Below are 12,585 nucleotides of genomic sequence, written 5' to 3' on the forward strand. Positions count from 1 at the left end.
TTTCATGCAGAGTATGCAGTAAGAGCATCATGCTCCTGACATTACTCTTTATGAGAAAGCTTCTCAGCCTGAACGCTACCATCAGCATCTTTCTTAGCATCGGCATTATCGTCGTTCATTGCTTTCTTGAAGCCTTTGATTGCCGTTCCCAGGTCTCCACCCAGTGTACGTAACTTCTTGGTACCAAACAGCAGAACAACCAGTGCGGCAACCACCAGCAGTTTGGTAATACTAATCTCACCCATAGATACCTTCTTGACTTAAACCAGGCTGCATAAAGCGCCATATTAACCTGAGAATATTAACGGCCTTTCGACGCGCGCACACAATAGCAATCTGTAACAAGGTGAATCAAGCCTTGTTTAAAAAAACGTCATAATAATTGCGGTGGCGCAAAGCGTCGGTTACTTAACACCGGGAGTTGTGCCCTAACCTGCCTCACCCGCTCGGCGGAAACCTCGGCCATAATTAGCGCGGGCGTTTCTGCCGCAGCAGCAATGGTCACACCAAGGGGGTCGATGACCCTGCTTTGGCCGATATTCTTGTTACCGCACTCTCCCGCCGCAATCAAGTAACACGTCGCATCTAACGCTCTTGCCGCCAAAAGCGTAGCCCAGTGATGTTCTTTAAGCGATCCCCGAACCCAGGCTGCGGGTAAGACAAGAATTTCCGCTCCCTGCAATGCGTGCGCCAGCGCCAACTCAGGAAAGCGCAGATCATAACAGGTCATTAACCCTACTTTTAACCCGTCTACGTCCAGCAGCGGCGCTATGGCGTCCCCTGCATCCACATTTCGTGACTCCTGAATCGAAAAGGCATCATAGAGATGTAATTTAGCGTAATGGGCCACGACCTGACCTGCCCGTAGCGCCACCAGCATGTTAAACGCCCGGCCTGGCACAGAAGGAACATGAATCGTCAGGATTGTCGTCATCTCGTTTTGCGCGCTTTCTCGCAGCAAGCGCGTCAAAAATCCACCCTCCAGCAGTTGAGCTGATTTCACTGACAGGTCTGGGTCCAGATCGTCACGGGCCAGAAGCGCCTCCGGTAATACCAACAGCGACGCCCCCTCTCCTGCAGCCTGTGACATCAAAAAGACGCAGGTTTCTGCATTTTTTTCCCATGAAGGTCCCACGGCAAATTGCCCTGCTGCAACGAACATATTCCCTCCAGAAAACGTTGTTAGGCTCGCCAACCACGATTATTCAGCGTTACACTCATCCTATATACAATCAAATAGCAGGATTATGCAGTGTTACAACTCCTTTTAGCGGTTTTTATCGGTGGTGGTACAGGTAGTGTAGCAAGATGGATGTTGAGCATGAGGTTTAACCCGCTACATCAGGCCATCCCATTCGGTACGCTGGCTGCAAACTTACTTGGCGCATTTATCATTGGTATGGGTCTGGCGTGGTTTAATCGCATGACTAACATTGATCCAATGTGGAAGGTGCTGATTACCACTGGCTTTTGCGGGGGACTAACAACGTTTTCCACTTTCTCAGCTGAGGTGGTGTTTTTGCTACAGGAAGGACGTTTTGGTTGGGCTATGGTGAATGTACTGGTTAATCTGTTGGGATCATTTGCGATGACCGCCCTGGCATTCTGGCTGGTTTCGGCCTCTCCCGCGCACTGAAGCGAAAAAAAACCCGCAATTAAGCGGGTTTTGAATGCTTGCTGTCGTATGCTTACAGAGCGATTACGTTTGCAGCAGAAGGGCCTTTGGCACCGTTAGTGATTTCGAACTCTACACGCTGACCTTCAGCCAGAGTTTTAAAACCATTGGTCTGGATTGCAGAGAAGTGTACGAACACGTCTTTGCTGCCATCTTCCGGAGTAATGAAACCGAATCCTTTGGACTCATTAAACCACTTAACGTTACCTTTAATCTTAGACATCAAAATTACCTTTACATGAAAAATAGACACAAATGCTGTGTCGGGTATCAGTACAACAATTGTGGTGGACTTTGTCCAGTCGAACTTTATCAAAAAGTGATAAATGTCGCGTTATTTTTCAGTTAAAGTTAATATCGCACTGTTTTTAAAGGACTTTTTAATAATCCACCTGACAATACAGGTAGTCCATCAAAACTGGAAACGCATCCATGCAAAGTAGACGTTACCGTTGTTGTACGTTCCCGGAATGTATGTCATCTGGAACGTTGCCGGACCATACCCTATCGATGCCAGCGGTAACAGCACGGGAACCGGAATGTAATTCCAGTTATCGCGCGCAGTAAAACCAGCGGTAAAACCGAGACCTGTATGAAAATTTTCATCTGCCAGCGGTCGCCAAGTTTTTTCCCAGCCATAACCACCAATGGGTTCCCATTTATTGTAGGAATCCTTAAAGGCCATTATATAAAGCCCGTGCCAGTTACCTTTATCATCCCAACGGGATTGACCAAAGCCCGCCCCCCATGGGCGTTCATTGTAGCGATCCGTTTTTTCTTTATCGTAGGCAAAGCGTGCATGCCAGGTAATAGCCGGCACGTACAGATCATAATGTTCTGGCTGCTGCCAGGTTTCACTGACGTTGTCTTTAAAAGTAGCGAACCAGCCTTTATCTTCAGCAGCGCCCTGGGGAATGAAAGCTAACTGAATAAAAAGAAATGAAAAAATGAGAAAATATCGTTTAGCGACAATCACAACTTAATTACCATCCTGGGATTTATTATTAATTGTAGCAAACCCAACCTTAATGTTAGCTTAACAAAAATGCGCAGCTAAAAAATCAGAATAATCCTCAGCCTATAATTTTTAAGATAATTATCCATGAGTTTATTGAGCCATCTAATAGGAACTATTTTCTCTTTATTGCCAATAAATTGTTCTTTCCTGCGAAAAAAGTTAAATATCACCACAATAAATTAACAATTAATATTCATCATCGCCACAAAACACACACATCAGCGCTGCGCTTCACAGTTTCTTATTGTGAGATTCTTTTTTAAACCGCGATGCTGAAAAAACGGCTTAACCATCGCTTGAATCCGTATTTTTATTGATTTTAATCAGCAAGAGTTATCGGTTTATTAGGCACATTCTGTCACCACTTTTTACTTTTTTTAGTTTTTTTACTTTCTGGGCAGCAATGCGACAGGGGAAACGATGTTGACATTTATTGAACTCCTTATTGGGGTTGTGGTTATTGTGGGTGTAGCGCGCTACATCATTAAAGGTTATTCCGCGACAGGCGTACTGTTTGTTGGTGGTCTGGTTTTGCTGATTATCAGTGCGCTGATGGGGCATAAAGTTTTGCCGTCCAGCGCGGCATCAACGGGCTATACGGCAACAGACATTGTTGAATATATTAAAATTTTGCTGATGAGCCGTGGTGGCGATCTCGGCATGATGATCATGATGCTGTGTGGTTTTGCCGCTTATATGACCCACATTGGCGCGAACGATATGGTCGTTAAGCTGGCCTCCAAGCCTCTGCAATACATCAACTCTCCTTACCTGCTAATGATTGCCGCCTATTTTGTCGCCTGCCTGATGTCACTGGCGGTTTCGTCAGCAACCGGTCTGGGCGTATTGCTGATGGCAACACTGTTCCCGGTCATGGTTAACGTTGGGATCAGCCGTGGCGCCGCAGCGGCCATTTGTGCCTCCCCTGCTGCAATTATTCTTTCACCAACATCCGGTGATGTGGTGCTGGCGGCAAAAGCTGCGGAAATGCCGCTGATCGATTTCGCCTTTAAAACCACGCTGCCAATTTCCATTGCCGCCATCATTGCTATGGCGATTGCCCACTTTTTCTGGCAGCGTTTTCTGGATAAAAAAGAGAACATTTCTCATGAAATGTTAGATGTGGCTGAAATCACCACGACTGCTCCGTCATTTTACGCCATTCTGCCGTTTACCCCGATTGTTGGCGTCCTGATTTTTGATGGTAAATGGGGTCCACAGCTGCATATCATTACGATTCTGGTACTGTGCATGCTCATCGCGGCTATTCTGGAGTTCGTACGTGGGTTCAATACCCAAAAGGTTTTCTCTGGTCTGGAAGTCGCTTACCGTGGCATGGCGGATGCCTTTGCTAACGTGGTGATGTTGTTAGTCGCTGCGGGTGTTTTTGCCCAGGGCCTGAGCACAATCGGGTTTATTCAGAGTCTGATTTCTATCGCCACCTCGTTTGGTTCGGCGAGCATTATTCTGATGATGGTGCTGGTGATCCTGACTATGCTGGCGGCAATGACTACGGGTTCCGGTAACGCCCCGTTCTATGCCTTCGTTGAGATGATCCCTAAGCTGGCGCATTCCTCCGGCATTAACCCAGCTTACCTTGTTATCCCGATGCTGCAGGCGTCAAACCTTGGACGCACAATCTCCCCGGTCTCCGGCGTGGTGGTTGCTGTTGCTGGTATGGCGAAGATTTCTCCGTTCGAAGTGGTGAAACGTACCTCGGTTCCGGTTCTGGTTGGGTTGTTGGTTGTGATTATCGCAACTGAAGTGATGGTACCAGGTTCTTCTTCAGCCGTCGTTGGCGGCTGATACTCAGAGAAATATAGGCCGGATAAGGCATTCACGCCGCATCCGGCATTTCGACTGCAACGTTGCCGGATGTCGATGCTAAAGCATCTTATCCGGCCTACGTCAGAAATCAGCATTTAGCCGCCGTGATAGATACGCTGCGGCCTACCCACCTTACCGTGAATAATCTCCGCAATAATCAAATGTCGGCTGGCACAGTACTCCAGGTAACGTCTGGAAGTCGTTCGGCTGATAGTGAGCGCTTGGGCGATCGTTTCTGCTGTATGGTGTACCGTCGGATCGGCAAATAATTTCAGCACTGCATTCAGCGTTAAGGCATCAATCCCAGTCGGTAAATCCCCTTTCGGCTCGCCCCGCGCGTAGGCATTAAACATCTCATCTATCTGCTTTTGACTGGCGCTATCATTACCCGCCAACATGCGTCGCCGCTGTTGATAACGCGTCAGGGTCTGCCCCAGCCGCTCGTAGGCAATGGGTTTGACCAGGTAATCAAACGCGCCGCTGCGCACAGCTTCGGAGACTGTTTCCATGTCGCTGGCCGCCGTGGTAAACACCACACCGCCCGGATAACGCGCCTGGGTTAGCTCATGCAATAAGGTAATTCCCTTGCCGTCCGGCAAGTAGTTATCGAGCAGAATCAAACCGGGCTTAAAACGCTCAATCATCATCCTCGCCTGCGCAAGATTACCCGCCAGCCAAATCTGGCTGAAGCCGGGTATATGGCGGATATATTCAGCATGCATTTCCGCCAGTAGCGTTTCATCCTCAACGATCAATAGCGTTAATGGTTCCGTCATTGTTTTTTTTCACTTTCGGAAGAAATAAAGAAAATAAGGTGCCGCAGGGGGAGTTATCTTCGAGCGTAATCACCCCGTCACAGCGCCTCACATAACTAGCAATAAGATACAAACCGATGCCATGTTCACCTGGTTCATCGGTACGGGTGCTCACACCCTGTTCAAATATTTTTTCACGCAATGCTTCCGGCACACCGCATCCCTGATCGGCAACTTCGATGATCACGTCATCCCCTTCATCGCTCAAATAGAGTTCGACGACCTTGTTGCCTTGCTGGGTGCGCAAGCTCGCTTCAAATGCATTATCAAGCAGATTGCCAACAATTGCTGCAAACTCTGTGCTATCCAGCCCCTCGGGGAGTTGATGCAGTTGGCTGCCCTGAACAATAGTCATGGTGAGACCCAGTTCCCGCGCGCGCTGCACCTTGCCAAACAACAGACCGGCTACCTGACGATCGGCAAACGCGCCGCGCAGGCTGTCAATCAGTTGCTGTTGCGCCTGGGATTCTCCCTGCACCATGGCCAGAACCTTGTCATACTCTTTCATTTGCAGCAGACCATTGATGGTCGACATCCAGTTCAGGTGCTCATGACGCAGCGTCCTCAGGCTCTCTACATACTGTTTGATTTGCGTTAACTGCGCATTAAGAGTAGCAATTTCATCTTTACTACGAAAACTGATGATTGCCCCAAGCAGTTCGTCACCGGAGCGAATCGCCTCACGGTTGGCGATAACGCTCAGTCCATTAAAGTTGACCATCGCGTCCTGTCGTTTTTCCGCAATCTGTTGGGTGAAAAAGTCCGCTGGCTGAACCACCTCACTCACCGGTTTTCCAAGCCACTTTCTCCCAGGTGAAGACAGCCCCAGCATTTTCCTCGCACTGCGGTTTATTGCGGTGATATATCCATCAGGATCCACGGCAATCAATCCTTCATATACCGAGCTGAACAACGCTTCCTGCTGACGTACCACACGCGCAATTTGTTTCGGTTCCATACCCAACATCTGCCGACGAATATGGGCAGCGAAAAACCAGGAGAGCAGCATAAGTACCAGCAACAGGAGGATAAACACGCCGGCCATCGGAAGTAAGAAGTCCGATCGCCAGCTATCGATTTTGCTGATCAGATAACCAATTGAGACCACGCCAATGATTTTGCCATCGTCATCAAAGATGGGCGTTTTAGCGCGCATTGCCATCCCAATGGAGCCTTTACCGGTAATAAAGTAGCTCTCCCCTTTTTCCAGCGCACCGGGTTTGGTGAACTGCATCGGATAGCCAATCTTTTCCGGGTTCGGATGATATAGACGAATGGAGTTGGTATCCCCGATAACCACGTAGTCGAAGTCAGTTCCGCTCTGCAGTTTGTCGGCAATCGTCGCCAATCGCTTGTAATCACGATGCTTAACCGCCGTGATGATACTGTCGTTAGAGGCGATGATTTTGGCCTGATTCATTGCCATATCGCGGACATGCGTTGCCAGATAATCTTCAAAGCTGGCGGTGAAGTATTGTGCCAGGGCGGCAATGATAAAAACAGAAACGACCAGAATGAGCAGAAAGATACGTAAAGGAAACGCCAGACTGCGGAAAAAAGGAAACCGTGTTTTATTTTTCTGTTCTGCCATCACATTTTTCCTCACCGACGTTAACTAAAACTAATTTCTCATTGTAGTTGTAATTAAAATGTTCTATTTACACGTTATGGTATAAAACAAGATCGTTGCAGATTCCCCACCTTAAATCAATTAAACAAATTAAAACCACACCTTATTTTAGGGTTAAATTAATTAAAAAACTTAAAACCATAAAACACATTAAAACCTTCTAACTTATTGTGAAATAAATCAAAAATTACCTCCAAAATACCCCTTACGATGTATGCATCAGGGGAAAAAAAGAAATACTCCGTAATAAAAAACCATTCCCTTCAATTGCAAACAAAACGTTATCAGGTTGCTAAACAGAGCAACAAAAACAGAAACCCAGTAACAAATATAGCATCGGGGCTCTATTCACTATGTTCGGTAATAATATATTCACGCAAGTTAAACGCTCAGAAAATAAAAAGATGGCGGCTATCGCGCAATTTCTGAAAGAGAATGATTTGAGCGTAGATACGACCGTCGAAGTATTTATCACCGTCACCCGTGACGACCGTCTGATTGCCTGCGGTGGTATCGCTGGGAATATTATTAAGTGTGTCGCAATCTGTGAATCTGTCCGTGGCGAGGGCTTAGCGCTAACGCTGGCGACTGAGTTAATCAACCTTGCCTATGAACGCCATTGTACGCACCTCTTCATCTATACCAAAACCGAGTACGAATCGCTGTTTAAACAGTGCGGTTTTTCTACGCTCACCAGCGTTCCCGGCATTATGGTATTGATGGAAAACAGCACCACACGTCTGAAACGCTACGCCGAGTCACTGGCAAAACAGCGTCATGATGGGAAAAAAATTGGCTGTATCGTCATGAACGCCAACCCCTTCACCAACGGACACCGTTTTCTGATCCAACAGGCGGCCGCGCAATGTGACTGGCTGCATCTGTTTTTGGTGAAAGAAGATACCTCACGTTTTCCGTATGAAGACCGCCTGGATCTGGTGCTTAAAGGAACAAAAGACATTCCACGTTTAACCGTGCATCGCGGTTCGGAGTACATCATTTCCCGCGCCACGTTCCCGTGTTACTTCATCAAAGAGCAGAGCGTTATTAACCACTGCTACACCGAAATAGACCTGAAAATCTTCCGCCAGTATCTGGCTCCGGCTCTCGGCGTCACGCACCGCTTCGTCGGTACTGAGCCGTATTGCACCGTCACCTCCCAGTATAACAACGACATGCGTTACTGGCTGGAGACCCCAACGCTTCCCGCCCCGCCGATTGAACTGGTGGAAATTGAGCGGCTGTGCTTCCAGGAGATGCCGATTTCCGCCTCCTGGGTGCGCAAGCTGCTGGTTAAAAAAGATCTCACGGCTATCGCATCCCTGGTCCCTGACGCCACGCTGCAGTATCTGCAAAGCATGGTTGAGCGAGCCTCATCGGGTGCGGCAGTCCGCCAAAATACCCCCGCATTAGCAACAGGTGAAAAATGAAAATAAACCAGGCAGCCGTCGCAGGCACACTCGAGTCCGGTGATGTGATGATTCGCATCGCCCCACTCGATTCGCAGGATATTGACCTGCAGGTTAACAGTAGCGTCGAAAAGCAGTTCGGTGATGCCATCCGGACCACCATTCTGGACGTTCTGTCCCGCTACAACGTACGCGGCGTGCAATTGAATGTTGATGATAAAGGCGCACTGGACTGCATTTTACGTGCGCGACTGGAAGCACTACTGGCCCGCGCTGGCGGTATTCCGGCACTGCCATGGGAGGATTGCCAGTGATTTCCGAATCTTTGCAACAACGTAAAACCCGTACTCGCCGCAGCATGTTGTTCGTACCGGGCGCCAATGCCGCCATGGTCAGCAACTCGTTCATCTACCCGGCAGATGCGCTGATGTTCGACCTGGAAGACTCCGTCGCGTTGCGTGAAAAAGATACCGCTCGCCGCATGGTGTACCACGCGCTGCAGCATCCGCTGTATCACGACGTTGAAACCATCGTGCGTGTAAACGCCCTCGACTCCGAATGGGGCATCAACGACCTTGAAGCCGTGGTACGTGGCGGTGCTGACATCGTACGTTTACCGAAGACCGATACCGCGCAGGATGTCATCGACATCGAAAGCGAAATTCTGCGCATCGAAAACGCCTGTGGCCGTGAACCCGGCAGCACCGGTCTGTTAGCCGCCATCGAATCGCCGTTAGGCATTACTCGCGCGGTAGAAATTGCCCATGCTTCCGAACGTCTGATCGGTATTGCCCTGGGTGCGGAAGACTATGTACGTAACCTGCGCACTGAGCGCTCCCCGGAAGGTACTGAACTGCTGTTTGCCCGCTGCTCTATTTTGCAGGCTGCACGTTCTGCCGGTATTCAGGCGTTCGACACCGTGTATTCCGATGCCAACAACGAAGCGGGTTTCCTGCACGAAGCCGCACACATCAAGCAGTTGGGTTTTGACGGCAAATCGCTCATCAACCCGCGCCAGATCGAACTCCTGCATAACCTGTACGCCCCAACGCGCAAAGAGCTGGCTCACGCCCGTCTGGTTGTGGAAGCCGCTGAAGCCGCTGCTCGCGAAGGTCGTGGCGTAGTTTCCCTGAACGGCAAAATGGTCGACAGCCCGGTTATCGAGCGCGCCCTTCTGGTTATCTCCCGTGCAGAACTTTCCGGCATTCGCGAAGAATAAGGCAAAAAAATGACGCAGAAAATCGAACAGTCTCAACGCCAGGATCGCGTGGCGACCTGGAGCCGTCATGCAGAAAGTGAGCTTTCCGCTTATCAGAGCACCGCAAAAGTAGAATTGCAGGCGCAAAAACCGCGCGACAAAAAGCTGTGCACTAACCTGGAAGACGCCATTCGTCGTTCTGGTTTACAGGATGGTATGACCATCTCTTTCCATCACGCTTTTCGCGGTGGCGATCTGACGATTAACCTGGTGATGGACGCCATCGCCAATATGGGCTTTAAAAATCTGACGCTGGCCTCCAGCTCTCTGAGCGACTGCCATGCTCCGCTGGTTGAGCACATCCGTCAGGGCGTGGTTAGCCGCATTTATACCTCCGGTCTGCGTGGTCCGCTGGCGGAAGAAATCTCACGTGGCCTGTTGGCCGAACCGGTACAAATTCACTCCCACGGTGGCCGTGTGCACCTGGTGCAAAGTGGCGAGCTCAGCATTGATGTGGCGTTCCTCGGCGTGCCGTCCTGCGACCAGTTTGGCAACGCCAACGGTTATACCGGTAAAGCGTGCTGCGGCTCACTGGGCTATGCCCGCGTAGATGCCGAAAACGCGAAACAGGTTGTCCTGCTGACTGAACAGCTGCTGACCTATCCGCATAACCCGGCCAGCATTACGCAGGACCAGGTAGATCTGATCGTGCAGATCGATCAGGTCGGCGATGCGGACAAAATTGGTGCCGATGCGACCCGCATGACCACCAACCCGCGTGAACTGTTAATCGCCCGTAGCGCGGCTGAGGTCATTGCTAATTCCGGCTACTTCAACGAAGGCTTCTCACTGCAGACAGGAACCGGCGGCGCTTCTCTGGCCGTTACGCGTTTCCTGGAAGACAAAATGCGCAGCCGCGATATCCGTGCCGACTTCGCGCTGGGCGGCATTACCGCTACCATCGTTGACCTGCACGAAAAAGGCCTGATTCGCAAATTGCTGGACGTTCAGAGTTTTGACCGTAACGCCGCGGAATCGCTGGCCCGCAATCCAAACCACATTGAGATCAGTGCCAACCAGTATGCCAACTGGGGCTCAAAAGGCGCATCCGTCGATCGTCTGGACGTCGTGGTGCTCAGCGCGCTGGAAGTTGATACCAGCTTCAACGTTAACGTACTGACCGGTTCTGACGGCGTACTGCGCGGCGCATCCGGCGGTCACTGCGATACCGCGGTTGCCGCTGCGCTGTCTATCATCGTCGCGCCGCTGGTTCGCGGACGCATCCCGACCCTGGTTGATAACGTGCTGACCTGCGTAACCCCAGGCTCCAGCGTTGACATTCTGGTCACTGACCACGGTATCGCCGTCAACCCTGCACGTCCGGAACTGGCAGAACGTCTGAAAGAAGCCGGTATGAAAGTGGTGTCCATTGAATGGCTGCGCGAACGTGCACAGCAGCTCACCGGTCAGCCATGCGCTATCGAATTCACTGACCGCGTGATTGCCGTTGTGCGTTACCGCGATGGTTCAGTGATTGACGTTGTGCATCAGGTGAAGGAATAAACCATGCACCTGCTCCCTGAATACGCCACCCGACACGAGGTTTCCATTCCCGAGCTGCTAGCCAGCCGCGATGAGAGACAGGCAAGGCAACAGGAGTGGCTGACACGCCACTCTGCGCCGCTGGTCTCGTTTACCGTCGTCGCACCGGGTCCGATTAAAGACAGCGAATTAACTCGTCACATCTTTAATCATGGCGTAACCGCCTTGCTCGCGTTGGCGAAACAATCCACCTGGATTGTCAGGGAGCAAACAGCGCTGGTTTCTGCCAGCGGTCCAGAAGGTCTTTTGTCTATTGAGGCTCCGGCCCACGACCTCAAGCTCGCCACAATTGAACTTGAGCATTCACACCCGCTGGGACGGCTATGGGATATCGATGTCCTGACCCCTGAAGGGGAAATTCTGTCCCGGTGTCATTTCGCACTCCCTGCCCGCCGCTGTCTGCTGTGCGAGCAAAGTGCTGCCGACTGTGCGCGGGGTAAAACCCACGCGCTTTCCGACTTACTCACTCAGATGGAGGCACTGCTGCATGATGCCGATTCCCGCAACATCAACCAATAACGCAGTCCTCCCTCTGGATCTGCCTGATGCTTACGCAACGCTTGCGTGGCGCGCCATGTTGACTGAAGTCAACCTGTCGCCCAAACCCGGTCTGGTAGATCGTATTAACAACGGCGCGCATAAAGATATGGCGCTGGAAGATTTTCATCGCAGCGCTGAAGCGATTCAGTCATGGCTGCCACGTTTTATTGAATATGGGGCGTTTAGCGCACAGCTGTCGCCTGAAGATGTATTGAAAGGACTGCGCCCGCTGGGCATGGCCTGCGAAGCCGATATGTTCCGCGCCACCGCCGGGGTGAACACCCATAAAGGGAGCATCTTTTCACTGGGACTGCTGTGCGCCGCCATTGGCCGCCTGCACCAGCTCCAACTCACTGTTACCGCTGAAACCATTTGCTCTACGGCAGCAACATTTTGCCGTGGCCTGACCGAGCGCGAACTGCGCCAGAACAATCAACAACTCACGGCTGGCCAACGTCTTTATCAGCAATTGGGATTAACCGGCGCACGGGGCGAAGCCGAAGCGGGATATCCGCTTGTCATCCAGCATGCCCTGCCGCACTACCGCGCACTGCTGACTCAGGGCCGCGACCCTGAACTGGCGTTACTCGACACATTATTGCTGCTGATGTCTATCAACGGCGACACCAACGTGGCTTCACGTGGCGGCGCAGAAGGTCTGCGTTGGCTACAGCAGCAGGCCACCGCCCTGATGCAGCAAGGGGGGATTCGTACCCCTGCCGATCTCGAATATCTACACCAGTTCGACCAACAGTGCATTGAACGCAACCTCAGTCCCGGAGGCTGCGCCGATCTGCTGATCGTCACCTGGTTCTTAGCTCAGATTTCACAAGTTCATCATTATCACAATTAAAGATCCTTTCCGGAGAAT

14 protein-coding genes are annotated in these 12,585 nt (G+C 50.9%); 8 read left to right on the forward strand and 6 right to left on the reverse strand.

From position 1 onward, the window contains the following. Nucleotides 1-41: 41 nt before the first annotated feature. Complete coding sequence (tatE, locus tag ACHHZ7_RS02080) at nt 42-245, reverse strand: twin-arginine translocase subunit TatE (protein WP_003022699.1); 204 nt, start codon at nt 243-245, stop codon at nt 42-44. Between the two features lie 128 nt (nt 246-373). Next, nucleotides 374-1,162: a deaminated glutathione amidase gene (locus ACHHZ7_RS02085; RefSeq protein ID WP_060682583.1), complete on the reverse strand. Its 789-nt coding sequence runs from the start codon at nt 1,160-1,162 to the stop codon at nt 374-376. A gap of 90 nt (nt 1,163-1,252) precedes the next feature. On the opposite strand from ACHHZ7_RS02085, the gene crcB reads away from it, so the two are divergent. Then, nucleotides 1,253-1,636 carry a fluoride efflux transporter CrcB gene (crcB, locus tag ACHHZ7_RS02090; RefSeq protein ID WP_003831281.1) on the forward strand — a complete coding sequence of 128 codons (384 nt, stop codon included), beginning with the start codon at nt 1,253-1,255 and terminating at the stop codon, nt 1,634-1,636. A 52-nt stretch (nt 1,637-1,688) separates the two neighbouring features. Here crcB and cspE read toward each other — a convergent pair whose 3' ends face one another. After that, nucleotides 1,689-1,898, reverse strand: coding sequence for a transcription antiterminator/RNA stability regulator CspE (gene cspE, locus ACHHZ7_RS02095; RefSeq protein ID WP_000034825.1), 210 nt, complete (start codon nt 1,896-1,898; stop codon nt 1,689-1,691). Between the two features lie 189 nt (nt 1,899-2,087). Then, nucleotides 2,088-2,651, reverse strand: a complete 564-nt coding sequence (pagP, locus tag ACHHZ7_RS02100; protein ID WP_003831280.1) for a lipid IV(A) palmitoyltransferase PagP — start codon at nt 2,649-2,651, stop codon at nt 2,088-2,090. Nucleotides 2,652-3,113: 462 nt separating this feature from the next. Between pagP and dcuC the strand changes: the two genes are divergently transcribed. Next, nucleotides 3,114-4,499 (forward strand): anaerobic C4-dicarboxylate transporter DcuC, encoded by a 1,386-nt coding sequence (gene dcuC / locus ACHHZ7_RS02105; protein ID WP_003022136.1) that lies wholly within the window; start codon nt 3,114-3,116, stop codon nt 4,497-4,499. Between the two features lie 116 nt (nt 4,500-4,615). On the opposite strand, the gene dpiA is transcribed toward dcuC, so the two are convergent. After that, nucleotides 4,616-5,296: a two-component response regulator DpiA gene (gene dpiA / locus ACHHZ7_RS02110; protein ID WP_003831279.1), complete on the reverse strand. Its 681-nt coding sequence runs from the start codon at nt 5,294-5,296 to the stop codon at nt 4,616-4,618. Next, nucleotides 5,265-6,926: a sensor histidine kinase DpiB gene (dpiB, locus tag ACHHZ7_RS02115; protein ID WP_060682584.1), complete on the reverse strand. Its 1,662-nt coding sequence runs from the start codon at nt 6,924-6,926 to the stop codon at nt 5,265-5,267. The genes dpiA and dpiB overlap by 32 nt, the downstream gene beginning before the upstream one ends. 392 nt (nt 6,927-7,318) lie before the next feature. Here dpiB and citC point away from each other — a divergent pair, with 392 nt between their 5' ends. Genes citC through citG form a run of 6 tightly spaced genes read left to right on the forward strand, consistent with a single transcriptional unit; the run spans nt 7,319 to nt 12,567 of the window. Continuing rightward, nucleotides 7,319-8,395: a [citrate (pro-3S)-lyase] ligase gene (gene citC, locus ACHHZ7_RS02120; protein WP_003831277.1), complete on the forward strand. Its 1,077-nt coding sequence runs from the start codon at nt 7,319-7,321 to the stop codon at nt 8,393-8,395. Then, nucleotides 8,392-8,688, forward strand: coding sequence for a citrate lyase acyl carrier protein (citD, locus tag ACHHZ7_RS02125; protein ID WP_003022125.1), 297 nt, complete (start codon nt 8,392-8,394; stop codon nt 8,686-8,688). Before citC ends, citD begins: the two co-directional genes overlap by 4 nt. Next, nucleotides 8,685-9,593: an aldolase/citrate lyase family protein gene (locus ACHHZ7_RS02130; protein ID WP_003831275.1), complete on the forward strand. Its 909-nt coding sequence runs from the start codon at nt 8,685-8,687 to the stop codon at nt 9,591-9,593. Before citD ends, ACHHZ7_RS02130 begins: the two co-directional genes overlap by 4 nt. 9 nt (nt 9,594-9,602) lie before the next feature. Next, nucleotides 9,603-11,135: a citrate lyase subunit alpha gene (gene citF / locus ACHHZ7_RS02135; protein WP_060682585.1), complete on the forward strand. Its 1,533-nt coding sequence runs from the start codon at nt 9,603-9,605 to the stop codon at nt 11,133-11,135. A gap of 3 nt (nt 11,136-11,138) precedes the next feature. Further along, complete coding sequence (gene citX, locus ACHHZ7_RS02140; RefSeq protein WP_395148549.1) at nt 11,139-11,693, forward strand: citrate lyase holo-[acyl-carrier protein] synthase; 555 nt, start codon at nt 11,139-11,141, stop codon at nt 11,691-11,693. Then, on the forward strand, nt 11,662-12,567 hold the full coding sequence (citG, locus tag ACHHZ7_RS02145; protein ID WP_003831272.1) for a triphosphoribosyl-dephospho-CoA synthase CitG: 906 nt from the start codon (nt 11,662-11,664) through the stop codon (nt 12,565-12,567). The genes citX and citG overlap by 32 nt, the downstream gene beginning before the upstream one ends. The last annotated feature ends 18 nt before the right edge of the window (nt 12,568-12,585 follow it).

Source organism: Citrobacter freundii complex sp. 2024EL-00216 (genome assembly GCF_043945515.1).
Lineage (GTDB): Bacteria > Pseudomonadota > Gammaproteobacteria > Enterobacterales > Enterobacteriaceae > Citrobacter > Citrobacter portucalensis.

Excerpts from the sequence above, each read along its gene's own strand:
- tatE (WP_003022699.1), bottom strand. The coding sequence starts at position 245 with ATGGGTGAGATTAGTATTACCAAACTGCTGGTGGTTGCCGCACTGGTT.
- ACHHZ7_RS02085 (WP_060682583.1), bottom strand. The coding sequence starts at position 1,162 with ATGTTCGTTGCAGCAGGGCAATTTGCCGTGGGACCTTCATGGGAAAAA.
- cspE (WP_000034825.1), bottom strand. The coding sequence starts at position 1,898 with ATGTCTAAGATTAAAGGTAACGTTAAGTGGTTTAATGAGTCCAAAGGA.
- dcuC (WP_003022136.1), top strand. The coding sequence starts at position 3,114 with ATGTTGACATTTATTGAACTCCTTATTGGGGTTGTGGTTATTGTGGGT.
- dpiA (WP_003831279.1), bottom strand. The coding sequence starts at position 5,296 with ATGACGGAACCATTAACGCTATTGATCGTTGAGGATGAAACGCTACTG.
- dpiB (WP_060682584.1), bottom strand. The coding sequence starts at position 6,926 with ATGGCAGAACAGAAAAATAAAACACGGTTTCCTTTTTTCCGCAGTCTG.
- citC (WP_003831277.1), top strand. The coding sequence starts at position 7,319 with ATGTTCGGTAATAATATATTCACGCAAGTTAAACGCTCAGAAAATAAA.
- citD (WP_003022125.1), top strand. The coding sequence starts at position 8,392 with ATGAAAATAAACCAGGCAGCCGTCGCAGGCACACTCGAGTCCGGTGAT.
- citF (WP_060682585.1), top strand. The coding sequence starts at position 9,603 with ATGACGCAGAAAATCGAACAGTCTCAACGCCAGGATCGCGTGGCGACC.
- citX (WP_395148549.1), top strand. The coding sequence starts at position 11,139 with ATGCACCTGCTCCCTGAATACGCCACCCGACACGAGGTTTCCATTCCC.
- citG (WP_003831272.1), top strand. The coding sequence starts at position 11,662 with ATGATGCCGATTCCCGCAACATCAACCAATAACGCAGTCCTCCCTCTG.